The sequence below is a fragment of the Xanthomonas sp. BRIP62411 genome (assembly GCF_003993525.1).
GTDB classification, from domain to species: Bacteria; Pseudomonadota; Gammaproteobacteria; order Xanthomonadales; family Xanthomonadaceae; genus Xanthomonas; species Xanthomonas euroxanthea.
This window is the reverse complement of record NZ_QEZI01000026.1, coordinates 50,910-67,505: the sequence shown is the minus strand read 5'-3', so window position 1 is coordinate 67,505 and position 16,596 is coordinate 50,910. Positions and strand designations below refer to the sequence as shown.

Below are 16,596 nucleotides of genomic sequence, written 5' to 3'. Positions count from 1 at the left end.
GATGCGGCATGCTGATGTGCCCGCGTCGCATTCCATCAGACCTGACGATGACTACTTCCCCCTCCCAAGCTCCGCTGCACCTGGTGGTGGTCGGTGGCGGTTTTGCCGGCTTATGGGCCACCCGCGCGCTCGACGATCCCGGCATCCGCATCACCCTGATCGACCGCCAGAACCACCATTTGTTCCAGCCGCTGTTGTATCAGGTCGCCACCGCCGGCCTGTCGGCACCGGATATTGCCGCGCCGCTGCGCCACATCCTGCGCGAACAGCGCAACGTCGAGGTGCTGCTCGGCGACGTTGCCGAAATCGCACCGGCCCGCCGCGAAGTGGTGCTCGCCGATGGCAACGCGCTCGGCTACGACATGCTGCTGCTGGCTACCGGCGCCACCCATGCCTACTTCGGCAACGATCAATGGGCCGAGCACGCGCCCGGCCTGAAGACGCTGTACGACGCGCTGGTGCTGCGGCGCAAGTTGCTGCTCGCCTTCGAGCGTGCCGAAGCCGAATCCGACCCGGCCGCACGCGCGGCCTGGCTGAGTTTTGCCGTGGTCGGCGGCGGCCCGACCGGCGTCGAGCTGGCCGGCACGCTGGCCGAAATCGCCCGCCACACGCTCAAGAACGAGTTCCGCCATATCGACCCGCAACAGGCGCGCGTGCGCCTGGTCGAAGCCGGCCCACGCGTGCTGCCCTCGTTCCCGGACGATCTCACCGCCAAGGCGCGCAAGCAGCTCGAGCGCCTGGGGGTGGAAGTGCACACCGGCACGCCGGTCACCCATATCGATGCGCTGGGCTACCAGTTGGGCGACACCTTCGTGCCTGCACGCACGGTGGTGTGGGCCGCCGGCGTGGCGGCATCGCCGCTGGCGCGCACGCTCGGCGTGCCGCTGGACCGCGCCGGCCGCGTGCTGGTGCAGCCGGACCTGAGCGTGCCCGGCCACCCGGAGATCTTTGTCGGCGGCGACCTGGCCGCGGTCCAGCAGGACGGCCGTCCGGTGCCGGGCGTGGCACCGGCGGCAAAGCAGATGGGCAAGCACATCGCCAAGGCGATCCGCGCCCGCCATCGCGGCCAGCCTGCACCGGCCTTCCGCTATCAGGACTACGGCAACCTGGCCACGATCGGCCGCATGGCCGCCATCGTGCATGTCGGCAAGCTCAAGCTCTCCGGCATCGTGGCCTGGTGGTTCTGGCTGGCCGCGCATGTGTACTTCCTGATCGGCTTCCGCAACCGCTTCGTGGTGCTGGTGAACTGGGCGATGGCGTACTGGAGCTACCAGCGTGCCGCGCGCATCATCTTCGGCGGCGCCACCGACGACCCGCCGCCCAGCAGCAGGGACGGATGACAGCGTCGCAGGCCGTACGCGATGCTGTGCGGCCTGATGCGACGGTCTGATCGTGGCCACTCTCCTGTTCCTGCTGGATCTGCTCGGTACCTTCGTGTTCGCCCTCAGCGGCGCCACCGTGGCGGTGCGCAATCGCCTGGATCTGTTCGGCGTGCTGGTGCTGTCGTGCGCGGCGGCGGTGTCCGGCGGTATCGTGCGCGATGTGCTGATCGGCGCCACCCCGCCAGCGGCACTGGTGCATCCGCAGTATCTGCTGGTCGCCTGCCTGGCCGGCGTGGCTGGTTTCTACTGGCATGCGGCGGTGGAGCGGCTGCGCAACCCGGTGCAGCTGTTCGACGCGGCCGGGCTGGCGCTGTTTGCGGTCTACGGCACCAGCAAGGCGCTCAACTACCAGCTCAGCCCGCTCAGCGCGACCTTGCTCGGCATGCTCAGCGGCATCGGCGGCGGCATCGCCCGCGACCTGCTGGTGGCGCGTACGCCGGTGGTGCTGCAAGCCGAGCTGTACGCCGTCGCCGCGCTGGCCGGCGGCGGCCTGGTCGCGATCGGGCACGTGCTCGCGGTGCCACAGGCCTGGTCGCTGGCGACCGGCGCGCTGGTCTGTTTCGGGCTGCGTTTCATGGCCATCCGCTACGGCTGGCATCTGCCGGTGGCGCGCCTGCCGGAATAGCGCGGGCGGCCGCAGTGCGTGGTCGATCAGCAGTGGATAGCCCAGCGTCTTCGCACGCGACGTATCGCCAGCACTACACATGCAAACGGCCCGAAAGACCGGGCCGTTTGTGCAACACCTGGGGCATGATCGAAGGATCAGGCCACGAACAGTGCCTTCATCTTCTTCAGCGCATTCGCCTCGATCTGGCGGATACGCTCGGCCGACACGCCATACTCGTCGGCCAGCTCCTGCAGCGTCACCTTGGAGTCGGAATCCAGCCAGCGACGCTTGACGATGTCGCGCGAGCGCGTGTCCAGACCGGCCATGCCTTCGCGCAGCAACTGCAGCTGATTGTCTTCGCTGTCGTGACGCTCATAGGCCTGCGACGGATCTTCGTCGTTGGCCACCAGGTAGCTCACCGGCGACGGCGGGCCGTGATCGTCGTCTTCGTCGGACGAGGCATCGAAGCCGATATCGCGACCGGACAGACGCGACTCCATCTCCATCACTTCGCGCTCGGAGACGTTCAGGTCCTTGGCGACGGCCGTCACTTCCGAGGCATTAAGCCAGCCCAGGCGGGTCTTGGACTTGCGCAGGTTGAAGAACAGCTTGCGCTGCGCCTTGGTCGTGGCGACCTTGACGATGCGCCAGTTCTTCAGGATGAACTCGTGCATCTCGGCACGGATCCAGTGCACCGCGAAGCTGACTAGGCGCACGCCCATTTCCGGGTCGAAGCGCTTGACCGCCTTCATCAGGCCGATATTGCCTTCCTGGATCAGGTCGCCCAGCGGCAGGCCGTAGCCGTTGTAGCCGCGAGCGACGTGCACCACGAAGCGCAGGTGGGAATGGACCAGTTCGCGCGCGGCATCCAGATCCAGCTCGTCACGGAAGCGACGGGCGAGATTCTGTTCCTCATCGACCGACAGCACCGGGATCTGGTGCACGGCACCGATGTAGGCGTCCAGCGAACCGAGCGCACTGGGAATCGGGAGATTGTTTGCCACAAGGGCAGTCGAGGTAATCTGGTTCATAGGGCACCATCTTAGCAGTCGAACTATTGGACTGCCGGGTACAGGAAGAGTTCCCAGCGTTCCATTTATAGGACGTTCGGGCTTTTGGCATCGCCGTCGTTCTACGGCGCAGTTTCCGAATTCTGGCTCCTACGCTACCACCGCCGCCCTGCGCAGACCGTGACAACCACGTCGCGAAATGCAACGGCGCCAGCGCCGTTCAGCCGCTGGCCGAAGTGGTGTCCAGCGTGTTGCGCGGCGGCAGCGACCAGTCGATCGGACCCAGCCCGCGACGCTGCAGGTGTTCGTTGGTCTTGGAAAAGTGCTGGCAGCCCAGAAAGCCGCGATGCGCCGACAACGGCGACGGATGTGGGGCCTTGAACACGCGATGGCGCGCCTGGTCGATGACCTTGCCCTTGGACTGCGCATAGCTGCCCCAGAGCAGGAACACCAGGCCTTCGCGCTCGCGGTTGAGGGTTTCCACGACATGGTCGGTAAAGCCTTCCCAGCCCTTGTTCTGGTGCGCGCCGGCCCGGCCCTGCTCCACCGTCAGCACCGCATTGAGCAGCAGCACGCCCTGGCGCGCCCACGGCATCAGATAGCCATGGTCCGGCCGCGCAATCCCCAGGTCGTCCTGGATCTCCTTGTAGATGTTGAGCAGCGACGGCGGCACCGGCACGCCAGGCAGCACCGAAAAGCACAGCCCATGCGCCTGGCCTTCGCCGTGATACGGGTCCTGGCCCAGGATCACCACCTTGACCTGCTCGAACGGGGTGGCGTCGAAGGCGGCGAAGATCTGCGGACCCGGCGGGAACACCCGCGCCCCGGCCGCCTTGCGCTGGCGCAGGAATGCAGACAGCGCCTGCATCTCCGGGCGCAACAGCCAATCGCCCACCCGCGCCTTCCATGACGGTTCCAGCTGGATACGCGCTTCCACTTCAGCCACTTCGGTCATAGCGTGACGGCCTGGTCCTCGAGCCGTGCCAGGCGCAGCTGGAACAGCACCTTGGTCACCAGCAGACGTTCTTCGATGGGTTTTTGCACCAGATCGTTGGCGCCGGCGCGCAGCAGTTCGGACTGGTTGCGCGGATTGGTGTCGCCGGTCATCACCAGCACCGGCAGGCGGCGCTTGCCGTAGGCGAAATCGATGCGGATGCGCTCGACCACGTCACGGCCGTTGAGCTCGCCCTTCAGGGTGACGTCGGTCAGCACCACGTCGATGCGGCGTTCGGTGCGGCCCAGCGATTCGGCGGTCAGCAGCGCAAAGGCGTCCTCGGCGGTGAGTACGTGGATGACCTTCAGGCTCTGCCGCTCGAGCATGCGCTTGGTCGCCTCGGCCACCACACGGCTGTCCTCGATGTACAGCACGGTCGCGCCGACCACCGGCTCGGGCTGCACATAGCCGCGGATGAAGGTCGCCAGGGCTTCGTGGCCCAGCGCCTTGTCGAAGTAGTCGGTGACGTACTCGGTGAAGCGACGCTCCACCAGATGCTGCTGGGCATCGCCGGAGACCACGATCACCGGCACATAGGCCTGGCCGGCCGCCTCGCGCACGCTGCGCGCCAGCGTCAGGCCGTCACCGTCGGGCAGCGACAGCGAGGTGGTGACCAGATCCACCGCACCGGCTTCCAGCGCCTGGCGCGCTTCGGCGATGCTGGAGCAGCCGATCACCTGCACGTTGGGCAGATCCCGCTGCAGCACATCGGCGATCAGCTTGCGCACCAGCTTGGAGCCATCAACCACCATCACGCGCGGCGCGTCGCTGATCAGATGCTTGAGATCTGGTGGATGCATGGCAGGCCTCAGGTCTCGGTGGGACGGGTCTGGCGAAGGAAATGGCCGGTCACCAGCCAGGCGCCCAGCCAGCCCAGGACCAGGGTGCCGACCAGCACCATCGCAGAATGCAGCAGATCCAGCCCGTGCAGGGTAAAGGAGCTGCCGTAACTGTCGGCCAGGCTCGCCAACGGCGCGCGCAGCGCCAGCCCGGAGGCGGCGATCAGCGCCAGCGCCACGGCGCCGGCACCGAGCCCGTACCAGGCACCCAGATACAGGAACGGGCGCCGGATGAAGCCATCGCTGGCGCCCAGCAACTGCAGCACGCCGATCTCCTCGCGCCGCGACTGGATATCCAGCCGCACCGTGTTGCCGACCACCAGCACCGCGCCGATCCCGAGCAGTGCCGACAGCACCTGCACCAGCCGCTCGCCGAAATGCAGCCAGCCATCCAGGCGCTTGCGCCACAGCGCGTCGTGCTGCACCTGATCGGCCTGCGGCAAGGCCTGCAGTGCGCCGGCCAGTTGCGCATCGTCGGCCGTCTCGGTGGGCGTGACGATCAACAGCGTGGGCAGCGGGTTGTCGCCGAGTGCGTCGATCGCCTCGTCGAGCTTGGCGCTCTCGCGCAGCTCGGCCAGCCCCTGCCCCGGCGTGCGCAACGTGACCTGGGCAACGTCCGGGCGGGCACGCAGTTCACCGGCCAGCGCCTGCGCGGCCTCGGCACCGATCTGGACCTTCAGGAACAGATTGATCTCGCGCGACTGCTGCACGCTGCCTGCCAGCAACTTGACGTTGTCCAGCGCGATCGACAACCCCAGCGGCAAGGCCAGCGCCAGCGCCATCACCACGATGGTCAGCAAGGTGGCCCAGGGCTTGCGCATGGCCCGCCCCAGGCTGAAGGCGATGCTGTGCAGATGGTGGTCGATCCACACGCCGAACCGCGAGGGGGCGACGGCTTCGGTATTGGCGGGCTTGCTCATTCGGCCAGATCCTGCGGCGAGATGTCGTCGACCAGCCGGCCGTGGTCCAGGATCAGCACGCGCTTGCGCATCTGCTTGAGCAGGGCCAGATCGTGACTGACCACCAGCACGCTGGTACCGCGTGCCGGCAGCTCGGCGAACAACTGCATGATTTCGGCAGCCAGTGCCGGGTCGAGATTGCCGGTGGGCTCATCGGCCACCAGCAGGCGCGGCTCGCCGACGATGGCGCGGGCAATGCCCACGCGTTGCTGCTCGCCGGCCGACAACTGCGACGGCAGCGCCTTCTCGCGATGGGCCAGCCCGATCCGCTCCAATGCCGAACGCACGCGCTTGCCGATCTCGGCACGGCGGGTGCCGCGCAGGATCAACGGCAAGGCCACGTTCTCGGCGATGCTGCGGTCGTTGAGCAGGCGATGGTCCTGGTAGACCGCACCCACCTGACGACGATGCAGCGGAATCTGCCGGCCGCGCACCTTGAGCAGGTTGCGCTCGCCCAGCAGCACCGTGCCCTGGCTGGGCCGCTCGCTGAGATGGATCAATTTGAGCAGGGTACTTTTGCCGGCGCCGGAGTGGCCGGTCACGAACAGCATCTCGCCATCGGCCACTTCGAAGCTGACATCGGTCAGCGCCTGGTGGCCACCGGCGTAGTGCTTGCTGACGTTGTCGAAACGCAGAACGGTCATCCAGCGATTATGCCGGAGCGCCAGCGCTTGCGTCGCATCGCCGGAGCCCGGCGATGCGATTGGCATTGCGTGCGATCAGCTGCCCGAGACCAGCGAACGCAGGCGACGACCGATACGGCTCAGCAGCGACGGGCTGCCGGACGGCTTGGCGGCGCTGCGCACCGGCTTGGCGACCACCTGGGTGGGCTTGCGCGGTGCGGCAGGTGCGGCGACCGGCGTGGAGGCCACTGCCGGCTCGGCCCCTTCGACCGGGCGGCCGTTGCGGCGACGACGACGCTTGCGCGGTGCGCGCTCGGCATCGGCCACGACGGTGGACGGTGCCTCGACCGACGCGGCGGCAACCACCGGCGTTTCGCCCGGCGCGGCCGCTGCCGGGGCTTCGCCCTCCACCCGCGGCTTGCGACGCGGACGCGGCTTGCCATCGGCACTGCCGCCGTCGCGACGACCGCCGCCACTGCCGCTGCGCGCTGCGCCGCCCGGGCCGCTGCGACCACCGCCGCGACGCTGCTCTTCGGCGGCCCGCTGCTCGCGCGCCTCGCGGAAGATCGTACCCACGCTGTCGCCAGCGTCGTCATCGGCCTCCTCGCCTTCCACCGGCGCGCGCGGGGTGCGCGGCAGCGGCGTCAGCAGCTCGGCGGTCACCGGCTCGACCGGGATCTTCTGCTCGATATAGGCCTCGATGTCCGGCAGGCTCATCGCATAGCGCTCGCAGGCGAAGCTGATCGCATCGCCTTCTTCGCCCAGCCGCGCGGTGCGGCCGATGCGGTGCACGTAATCTTCCGCATCGAACGGCAGGTCGTAGTTGTAGACGTACTTGACGCCGTCGATATGCAGGCCGCGCGCGGCCACGTCGGTGGCGACCAGGATTTCGAGCTGGCCCTTCTGGAAGCGGTTGAGCAGCGACTCGCGCTTCTTCTGCGGCACATCGCCCGACAACACGCCGACCCGGTAGCCATGCCGCTCCAGCGTGCGCGCCACGCGCTCGACGAACGCCTTGGTATTGACGAACACCATGGTGCGCGCGCCTTCGCTACGCGACAGCAAGCCCAGCAGCAAGGTCTGCTTTTCTTCGTCGGACGGGAAATAGATGCGCTGGCGCACCCGTGCGGCGGTGATGGTCTCGGTTTCGACCACCAGCTTTTCCGGCTCGTTCATGTGCTCGTATGCGAGCTCGAGCACGCGATGGCTGAGCGTGGCCGAGAACAGCAGGGTCTGCCGGGTGCCGCGCTCGGGCATTCGCCGCAGCAGGAAGCGGATGTCCTTGATGAAGCCCAGGTCGAACATGCGGTCGGCTTCGTCCAGCACGCAGATCTCGCAGGCGTGCAGCGAGACCACCTTGTGCTGCTTGACGTAGTCGATCAGCCGGCCCGGGGTGGCGATGATCACGTCCACGCCCTGCTGCAGCAGCTCGCGCTGCTTGTCGTAGTCCACTCCGCCGTAGACCAGTGCAAAGCGCAGGCCCAGGTCGGCGCCGAACTTGACCGCATCCTTGTGGATCTGGATCGCCAGCTCGCGGGTGGGCGCCAGGATCAGCGCGCGCGGGTCTTCCGGCTTGCGGTCGGCCAGCGCCGGGCGGATCAGCAGGCGGTTCATCACCGCCACCAGGAACGCCAGGGTCTTGCCGGTGCCGGTCTGGGCCTGGCCGGCGACATCGCCGCCCGGCAGGGCGACCGGCAGGGTCAGCGCCTGGATCGGGGTACAGCGGGTGAACCCGGCGCTCTCCAGCCCGGTGATCAGCGCCGGATGCAGGTCGAACGTGGAAAAAGTCAAATCGGTCAGCGGTTTGTCGCTCATTATTCCGTCTTCGTGAGGCGCCCTGGGCAGCCCGGGCGCGGCTTGCATCGATGCCGACAGCGTCGCAAACTGCGGCTGTTGTGGCGGACAGCGCGGCTTCAGGACTGACACTTGATTCAGTCGCGCAATGCCCCAGTTTAACGCAATGTAGCGGCCTGCCCGTTCGGGCGGGCCGTTTTGGTTTCCAGGAGACCCAACGTGAGCGACAAGGTTCAACATGTCGGCGATGCCGACTTCGATACAGCTGTACTGCAATCCGGCGAACCGGTACTGGTGGATTTCTGGGCCGAGTGGTGCGGACCCTGCAAGATGATCGCCCCGGTGCTGGACGATCTGGCCGATACATACCAGGGCAGACTGAAGGTTGCCAAGGTCAATGTGGATCAGAACCGCGCCCTGGCCATCAAGTACCACGTGCGCTCGATCCCGATGCTGTTGCTGTTCAAGGACGGGCAGGTGCAGGCCACCCAGATCGGTGCGGTTGGCAAGGGCCAGCTGACCCAGATGATCGACAAGACCCTGGGCGGCGCGGCCGCCTGAGCGAGTGGGCGTCCAGCGATGGGCGCCCCGTGATGCGCCAGCAGTTAAATCCTGCTGAGGCAGGCGCTTGCGCGGTTGCGCGCAGCGGTGATAGTGTCAGTTGATCCGGAGCACGTTCGTGCGCCGACGTACCCCTCTAGAAACCTCTTCTAGACTCCCATCACCTAAAGTTCGCCCCCCAGCCGGGCGCTCGCACTCTTAGCGAGGAATCACGCACTTGTCCGATCATCCTTCCTCCGATACCGGGAGCAGCGTCGACGCTCCTGTCGAGAAGCGCGTGCGCAAGCCGCGCGTGAGCAAGACCGCCGCTGCCACCGACGATGGTGGCGCGCAGCAGCCCAACCTGCCCTTGCCCGCCAGCCCCGCACCCGAGACCCCACGTGCCCCGCAGGCACCGTCGCACGCTGCCGACCCGGCACCGGCGCAGACGTCCAGCGATGGCGCCTCCTACGCCGGTAACGCCCCCAGCGCCAGCCAGGGCAACCAGGGCAACGACAACACCCATGGCGACTCCCGCGAGGGTGGCCAGACGCAGCAGCAGCGCTTCAATCAGGCGCAGCAGCAGCAGAACCAGAATCAGGCACAACACCGGGGCCAGGGCCAGAACCAGGGTCAGCCCCAGGCGCAAAGTCAGGGCCAGGACCAGGGCCAGAATGGCGGCCAGAACCCGCAAGGCCAGGGCCAGAACCAGCAGGGCAACCGCCGTGACCGCTTCCGCAACCGCCGTGACCGTGGGCGCGACCGCTTCGGCAACGAAGGTGGCGGCGGCATGCCGTCGTCGGATGGCAGCAACGAGCCGTTCGTCGCGCGCCCGCACCCGGCGGTGCCGGAAGGCTTCCCGGTCTATTCGCTGAGCGATCTCAAGCGGATGCCGGCGCAGAAGCTGCTGGATATCGCCGACCAGCTCAACATCCAGGAAGGCGTGGCGCGCGCGCGCAAGCAGGACGTGATCTTTGCCCTGCTCAAGGTGCTGACCCGCCACGGCGAGGGCGTTGCCGCCGACGGCGTGCTGGAAATCCTCCCCGACGGCTTCGGCTTCCTGCGTGCCGCAGAAGCCAGCTACCTGGCCGGTCCGGACGATACCTATATCTCGCCCAGCCAGATCCGTCGCTTCAACCTGCGCACCGGCGATCACCTGTCCGGCCGCATCCGCTTCCCGAAGGACGGCGAACGCTATTTCGCGCTGTCGATCGTCGACACCATCAATGGCGAGCCGCTGGAAGCCAGCAAGAACAAGGTGCTGTTCGAGAACCTGACCCCGCTGTTTCCACGTCGGCGCTTCCGGCTGGAGCGTGGCGATGGGTCCACCGAGGACATCACCGGCCGCATCCTGGATCTGATGGCGCCGCAGGGCAAGGGCCAGCGCGCGCTGATCGTCTCCCCGCCCAAGGCCGGCAAGACGATGATGATGCAGCAGGTGGCCACGGCCATCACCAGCAATCATCCCGAAGTGCACATGATCGTGCTGCTGATCGACGAGCGCCCGGAAGAAGTGACCGAAATGCAGCGCACCGTGCGCGGCGAGGTCATCTCCTCCACCTTCGACGAACCGGCCGCGCGCCACGTGCAGGTCGCCGAGATGGTGATCGAGCGCGCCAAGCGCCTGGTCGAGCACAAGAAGGATGTGGTGATCCTGCTCGACTCGATCACCCGCCTGGCGCGCGCCTACAACAACGTGGTGCCCAGCTCCGGCAAGGTGCTCACCGGCGGTGTGGACGCCAATGCCCTGCACCGTCCGAAGCGCTTCTTCGGTGCGGCCCGTAACGTCGAAGAAGGCGGCTCGCTGACGATCATCGCCACGGCGCTGGTGGAAACCGGCAGCAAGATGGACGAGGTAATCTACGAAGAGTTCAAGGGCACCGGCAACAGCGAAGTGCACCTGAACCGTCGCATCACCGAAAAGCGCGTGTACCCGGCGATCGACATCAACCGCTCGGGCACGCGTCGCGAAGATCTGCTGATCGAGCCGGAGCTGCTGCAGAAGATCTGGATCCTGCGCAAGCTGCTGCACCCGATGGACGAAATCGCGGCGATGGAATTCCTGCTGGACAAGATGAAGACCACCAAGTCCAACGACGAGTTCTTCAGTTCGATGAAGCGCTGACCCGGTCGGCGTCATCGAGACAAAAAGCCCCGCACCGCGGGGCTTTTTTGTGGGTGCGGGGTTTGTACGGGCAGGCACTTCGCATGGCCCATGCCTTGCAGGTCGACATCGGGCGGCTACGCCAGACGACGCGAGTCCGCATAGGGCGGCGTGTCCGGATAATCATCCTCGCGCAGCCGGGTTTGCAGGTCGCGCCACCACTGCGGGTCGAACAGTTCCGGGTGCAGGTGCTTGACCGCTTCCAGCTGCGAGGGTGGCAAGCCCATGAACAGCGCGAAGCGCTCTGGGAACACATCGCGCGGGCCGACGTGGAACCAAGGTTCGGCGGCCATCTGTTCTTCGTAGGTGGTGGGCGTGGGCCAGTCGCGGAAGGTGCATTCGGTGATCAGGCACAGCTCGTCGTAGTCGTAGAACACCGCGCGCTGATGGCGGGTGATGCCGAAGTTCTTCAGCAGCATGTCGCCGGGAAAGATGTTGTTGCGCGCCATGTCCTTGATCGCCTGGCCGTAGTCCAGCGCGGCCGCATGCGCGGCTTCGGGCAGCTGTTCGCGCAGGTAGAGATTGAGCGGGCGCAGGCGGCGCTGCACGTAGCACAGCGCGATCAGCACGTCCTGGCCATCTTCGCTCAGGCTCGTCGCACAGCTGGTTTGCAGCTCTTCCAGCAACGCTGGCGCGAAACGTGATTTGGGAAACCGCAGGAAACGATACGGCTGCGCGTCCAGCAAGCGACCGATGCGATCGAGCTGGAACACCAGCTCGTACTTGCCCTCCACCTGCGCGCGACTCATGGTCTTGGGATAGGCAAAGCGGTCGCGAATCAGTTTGAACACCAGCGGATAACTGGGCAGGGTAAATACCACCATGACCATGCCGGGCGTGCCGTCGGCATGCACCAGCTGCTCGGAGGGATGCGCCTGGAAATGGCTGAAAAACGTGCGATAGCGTTCGGTCTTGCCCTGCTTGGCGCGCCCGAGCATCGTGTACAGCTCGTCGACCGGCTTGTGGGTAAGCAGGCTGCGCAAGAACACCACCGCGTCGCCGACGGTGGCCAGATCGGCCTGGAAGTAACTGCGCGAGTTGCTGAACAATTGCGCGACGTCGCTGCGTTTGGTCAGCACCGCTTCGGCACGCAGGCCGGCGTCGTTGTTGACCAGGGCGATGACGCATGGCGAGAAGCGATGTTCGCCGAACACGCGGCCGACCAGGTAGGCGCGCCGCTCGCGATAGAACACCGTCTCCAGCAGCTCCACGCTGCGCACCGGGTGCTCGCCCCAATGCGCGAGATCGTCGAGCAGGCGCACCGCGATCGCCGCTGCACAGCGGGTGCGATGCGCATACGGAACGTCGAAGGAATAATCGCCGAGCACGCACACCAGCATGTCGGTCAGCCGGCCGGGCGAGACCGCATAGGTGTGCCGCGCAACCGGCACCGTGATCGCATCGGTCGGCTCGATATCCAGCGCGATGAATTCGATCTCGGCATCCACGCCGTGGGTGCCGAAGTAACGCCGGGTCAGGGTGTTGTAGAAGGTCTTGTACAACTCCTGATCGATCAGCCCGCGCAGCAGCGCAGCGTAATGCACGCGTGCGCGCATCCACAGCGCGCGATCATGCGCCTGCCCCAGCAGTACCGCGCGCAGGCGCAGCATGCATTCGCTGATGTACTGGTCGTACAGCGCGATCCGCGCCACCGCGTCATCGCGCGCGCCGCTCCAGTCGCGCGTTTCGAAGCGCTGTTTGGCGCGTGCGGTGATCTCGGCAAACCGGGCGTGGTAGTCCTCGAAGGCGTCGTACACGGCATGGGCGATCGCCAGCGCACGGCGCTCGGACTGCGGCGGTAACGGGAGCTGGCTCATGGCCGCAGTGTACCCAGCGCATGTTGCGGCGTGCAGCCGAGAGCAAGGATCAATCGAACAGGCGCACAGTGGGCCAAATGCCCAGGCCGCTCGCAACGAGGCGCAGGACTCCTCGCAGGCAAGGCATTGCCAGGTCGTGAGACCTGGCACGCAACGACCGCGTTCTCGCGGTTGCACGCAAACGCCGGAAACGACAAGGCCCGCCTCTCATCGAGGCGGGCCCTGCCTGTCGCATCGCTGCACACACCGCCGACAGGCGGTGCGCTGGATCAGGCCTTCAGCGTGGCCAACACGTCGTTGAAGGTCTTGCTCGGGCGCATCGCCTCGCTGACCTTGGCCAGCTCGGGGTGGTAGTAGCCGCCGATCTCGACCGGCTTGCCCTGGGCGCCGTTGAGCTCGGCCACGATGGTGGCTTCGTTCTCGGTCAGCGCCTTGGCCAGCGGTGCGAACTTGGCCTGCAGGGCGGTGTCCTCGGTCTGCGCAGCCAGGGCCTGCGCCCAGTACATCGCCAGATAGAAGTGGCTGCCGCGGTTGTCCAGTTCACCGACCTTGCGCGCTGGCGACTTGTTGTTGTCCAGGAACTGGCCGTTGGCCACGTCCAGCGCCTTGGCCAGCACCGTGGCCGACGGATTGTCGTAGCGGTTGCCCAGATGCTCCAGCGAGGCGGCCAGGGCCAGGAATTCGCCCAGCGAATCCCAGCGCAGGCTGTTCTGTTCGACAAACTGCTGCACGTGCTTGGGCGCCGAGCCACCGGCACCGGTCTCGAACAGGCCGCCACCGGCCATCAGCGGCACGATCGACAACATCTTGGCGCTGGTGCCCAGCTCCAGGATCGGGAACAGGTCGGTGAGGTAATCGCGCAGCACGTTGCCGGTGACCGAGATGGTGTCCTGGCCCTTGCGGATGCGCTCCAGCGAGAAGGTGGTCGCTTCCACCGGCGGCAGGATGCGGATATCCAGGCCGTTGGTGTCGTGATCCTTCAGATAGGTGTCGACCTTGGCGATGACCTGCGCATCGTGCGCGCGGGCCTTGTCCAGCCAGAACACCGCAGGCGTCTCGCTCAGGCGCGCACGTTCGACGGCCAGCTTGACCCAGTCCTGGATCGGCGCGTCCTTGACCTGGCACATGCGCCACAGGTCGCCGGCTTCCACCGCATGTTCGAACACGGTGGCGCCGGTGTCGTCGGTGACCTTGACGGTGCCGGCGGCGGCAATCTGGAAGGTCTTGTCGTGCGAGCCGTATTCCTCGGCTTTCTGCGCCATCAGGCCGACGTTGGGCACCGAACCCATGGTGGACGGATCGAATGCGCCATGCGCCTTGCAGTCATCGATCACGGCCTGGTAGACATCGGCGTAGCAGCGATCCGGGATCACCGCCTTGGTGTCCTGCAGCTTGCCTTCGGCATTCCACATCTGACCGGAGTCGCGAATCATTGCCGGCATCGACGCATCGACGATCACGTCGCTGGGCACATGCAGGTTGGTGATGCCCTTGTCCGAGTTGACCATCGCCAGGGCCGGACGCTGCGCGTACTCGGCCTGGATATCGGCCTTGATCTGCGCCTGCTGCGCTTCCGGCAGCGTGGCGATACGTGCATACAGGTCGCCGATGCCGTTATTGGGATCGAAGCCGACCGACGCGAGCGCATCGGCATGCTTGCTCAGCGTGTCCTTGTAGAACTCGCCGACCACCACGCCGAACAGCACCGGGTCGGAGACCTTCATCATGGTCGCTTTCAGATGCACCGAGAACAGCACATCCTTGGCCTTGGCATCGGCGATCTGCGCGTCGATGAAGCTGGCCAGCGCGCGCTTGCTCAAGACGGCGGCATCGACGATCTCGCCGGCCTTGACCGCGACTTTTTCCTTCAACACGCTGCTGCTGCCGTCGTTGCCGACAAACGCGATCTTCAACGCGCCGGCGGCCGCCACGGTGGTGGATTGCTCGCTGCCAAAGAAGTCGCCCTCGTCCATGTGCGCCACGTGCGACTTCGAATCGCTGCTCCACTTGCCCATGCGGTGCGGATGCTTGCGCGCGTAATTCTTCACCGACAGCGGTGCGCGGCGGTCGGAATTGCCTTCGCGCAGTACCGGATTGACCGCGCTGCCCTTGACCTTGTCGTAGCGCGCCTTGATGTCCTTTTCGGCATCGTCCTTGGGCGTGTCCGGATACGCCGGCAGCGCATAGCCCTGGCCCTGCAGTTCGGCGATGGCGGCCTTGAGCTGCGGCACCGAGGCGCTGATGTTGGGCAGCTTGATGATGTTGGCTTCCGGCGTGGTGGCCAGCGCGCCCAGCTCACCGAGGTCGTCGGCGATCTTCTGCGCGTCGGTCAGGTGTTCGGGAAACAGCGACAGGATGCGGCCAGCCAGCGAGATGTCGCGGGTTTCGACCACGATGCCGGCGGTATCGGTGTAGGCATCGATGATCGGCAGCAGCGACTGCGTGGCCAGATACGGTGCTTCGTCGGTGAGCGTGTAGATGATCTTCGGTGTCTTCGACATAAGGTGCGATGGCTCGTGTGGTCGGAAGGAGCGCCAGTGTTCACGGCACCGGCGTTGGCGTGCGCGACGCAGGTCGCTGATGGCACGCCGATCGGCCTGCGCGCGGAACGCGGCAATGGATCAGCATGGCATTGTCGCGTCTGAGCCGCGCCCGGGTAAAGCGACCACAGGCGGATGCTCCGTCCCGCCACCCGGCCAATGCGATGGATGCAGCTGTAACGAACAGGCCATCCATGCAAAAGGGCGCGACCTTGCGATCGCGCCCTGCTGCGTCATGTAGCGAGTCAAGCATGCTGCGCGACATCCCCCGCCTCATCAAACAGCCGCAAGAATTGCCTTGCGGGCCGTCGGCTGCCAGCGATGTGCCAGATGCCTCCCTGTCGGCGCGCTTACTTCACCGTAACGGTCTGCGGCGTACCGGCCGGCTTGCCATCCACCATCGCCTGCACGGTATAGGTGCCGGCCGGCCAGCCATCGGGCTTGCTGAAGCTCAGGTTGGTGGTCTCGGCTCCGCTGGTATTGAGCGTGGCGGTCTGTTCGCCGGCAACCTGGCCATCCTGGTAGGTCATCTTGGCCGACACCGGCACGTTGCTGGCGCTACCGTCGGTCTTGATCGACACGATGATGGTGCTCTTGGCCCCGATGCTGGCCGACGGTGTCACGCTCTTGTCGGCAGCGGCCTCGGTACCGACCACCACGCTGGAGACCGCGACTGCCGATCCAGTCGTGGCGGCGCTGTCGGTGCTGGCGGCGCCGGTCGCCGTGCTCTGGCCGGCCTGGTCACTTGCCGGCGGTGTTGCGGCCGGGCCCGGCATCGCTTCGGTGGCGGCGCCGGAAGTCGGATCCTTGGACACGCTGTCGTCGTCGGCCTTCTTGCTGCAACCCGACAAGGCAAGCACGCCGGCCAGCGCGATGGCGAGGGTGCTGGAAACGGATTTGGTACGCATGGATCAATCTCCGGAAGATCAAGCTAAAAGTGGGTTTCGAAAAGTGGATTCGAGAAGTGGGTGCGCGGTGCGCCTAGGCCTTCGGCGGCAACTGCAAGACCTGACCAGGAAAGATCTTGTCCGGATCCTTGAGCGTTTCGCGGTTGGCCTCGAAAATACGCGGCCACAGGTTGCCGTCGCCGTAATGGCGCTTGGCAATGCTGGACAGACTGTCGCCCGCCTGCACGGTGACCGATTCGCCAACCAGTTGCGCGGTGCTCTGCACGCTGGTGCGAACGTTGGAGAAATCCGCCGCAGGCGCAACCTCCGCGGTGCTGTCGACCGAGGAGGTCACGTTGGAGAAATCTGCTTTCTTGTCGACATTCATTGCCGCAATCCCTTTGCATCACGATGCCTGAAGGGTGCGCGGTGCGCTGTTA

Annotated in this window: 14 protein-coding genes; 4 read left to right on the top strand and 10 right to left on the bottom strand. The window is 66.2% G+C overall.

The window, feature by feature from the left end:
- Positions 1–47 precede the first annotated feature (47 nt).
- Complete coding sequence (locus EO139_RS18870; RefSeq protein WP_126971937.1) at positions 48–1,340, top strand: NAD(P)/FAD-dependent oxidoreductase; 1,293 nt, start codon at positions 48–50, stop codon at positions 1,338–1,340.
- A gap of 52 nt (positions 1,341–1,392) precedes the next feature.
- Positions 1,393–2,007 carry a trimeric intracellular cation channel family protein gene (locus EO139_RS18865; protein ID WP_126971935.1) on the top strand — a complete coding sequence of 205 codons (615 nt, stop codon included), beginning with the start codon at positions 1,393–1,395 and terminating at the stop codon, positions 2,005–2,007.
- 137 nt (positions 2,008–2,144) lie between these two features.
- Here EO139_RS18865 and rpoH read toward each other — a convergent pair whose 3' ends face one another.
- From rpoH to rhlB, 6 genes are all read right to left on the bottom strand, one after another.
- Positions 2,145–3,020: an RNA polymerase sigma factor RpoH gene (gene rpoH, locus EO139_RS18860; protein WP_024938885.1), complete on the bottom strand. Its 876-nt coding sequence runs from the start codon at positions 3,018–3,020 to the stop codon at positions 2,145–2,147.
- Positions 3,021–3,219: 199 nt separating this feature from the next.
- Entirely contained in the window at positions 3,220–3,945 is a 726-nt protein-coding gene (ung, locus tag EO139_RS18855) for a uracil-DNA glycosylase (RefSeq protein WP_115677953.1), read from the bottom strand.
- Positions 3,946–3,950: 5 nt separating this feature from the next.
- On the bottom strand, positions 3,951–4,793 hold the full coding sequence (locus tag EO139_RS18850) for a response regulator (protein ID WP_164739090.1): 843 nt from the start codon (positions 4,791–4,793) through the stop codon (positions 3,951–3,953).
- Between the two features lie 8 nt (positions 4,794–4,801).
- Positions 4,802–5,752 carry a permease-like cell division protein FtsX gene (gene ftsX, locus EO139_RS18845; RefSeq protein WP_126946431.1) on the bottom strand — a complete coding sequence of 317 codons (951 nt, stop codon included), beginning with the start codon at positions 5,750–5,752 and terminating at the stop codon, positions 4,802–4,804.
- Positions 5,749–6,435, bottom strand: coding sequence for a cell division ATP-binding protein FtsE (gene ftsE, locus EO139_RS18840; protein ID WP_104584147.1), 687 nt, complete (start codon positions 6,433–6,435; stop codon positions 5,749–5,751). Before ftsE ends, ftsX begins: the two co-directional genes overlap by 4 nt.
- A 75-nt stretch (positions 6,436–6,510) precedes the next feature.
- Complete coding sequence (rhlB, locus tag EO139_RS18835; RefSeq protein ID WP_126946434.1) at positions 6,511–8,229, bottom strand: ATP-dependent RNA helicase RhlB; 1,719 nt, start codon at positions 8,227–8,229, stop codon at positions 6,511–6,513.
- A 198-nt stretch (positions 8,230–8,427) separates the two neighbouring features.
- Here rhlB and trxA point away from each other — a divergent pair, with 198 nt between their 5' ends.
- Together trxA and rho are read left to right on the top strand one after the other, a co-directional pair.
- On the top strand, positions 8,428–8,769 hold the full coding sequence (gene trxA / locus EO139_RS18830; protein ID WP_005923050.1) for a thioredoxin TrxA: 342 nt from the start codon (positions 8,428–8,430) through the stop codon (positions 8,767–8,769).
- A 217-nt stretch (positions 8,770–8,986) separates the two neighbouring features.
- Positions 8,987–10,873: a transcription termination factor Rho gene (rho, locus tag EO139_RS18820; protein WP_164739919.1), complete on the top strand. Its 1,887-nt coding sequence runs from the start codon at positions 8,987–8,989 to the stop codon at positions 10,871–10,873.
- Positions 10,874–10,989: 116 nt separating this feature from the next.
- Here rho and aceK read toward each other — a convergent pair whose 3' ends face one another.
- From aceK to EO139_RS18800, 4 genes are all read right to left on the bottom strand, one after another.
- Entirely contained in the window at positions 10,990–12,729 is a 1,740-nt protein-coding gene (aceK, locus tag EO139_RS18815) for a bifunctional isocitrate dehydrogenase kinase/phosphatase (protein ID WP_126971934.1), read from the bottom strand.
- A 269-nt stretch (positions 12,730–12,998) separates the two neighbouring features.
- Positions 12,999–15,230 carry an NADP-dependent isocitrate dehydrogenase gene (locus EO139_RS18810; protein WP_126971932.1) on the bottom strand — a complete coding sequence of 744 codons (2,232 nt, stop codon included), beginning with the start codon at positions 15,228–15,230 and terminating at the stop codon, positions 12,999–13,001.
- A 389-nt stretch (positions 15,231–15,619) separates the two neighbouring features.
- Complete coding sequence (locus tag EO139_RS18805; protein WP_126971930.1) at positions 15,620–16,177, bottom strand: hypothetical protein; 558 nt, start codon at positions 16,175–16,177, stop codon at positions 15,620–15,622.
- A gap of 73 nt (positions 16,178–16,250) precedes the next feature.
- Positions 16,251–16,544, bottom strand: coding sequence for a LysM peptidoglycan-binding domain-containing protein (locus tag EO139_RS18800; RefSeq protein WP_104584101.1), 294 nt, complete (start codon positions 16,542–16,544; stop codon positions 16,251–16,253).
- Positions 16,545–16,596 lie beyond the last annotated feature (52 nt).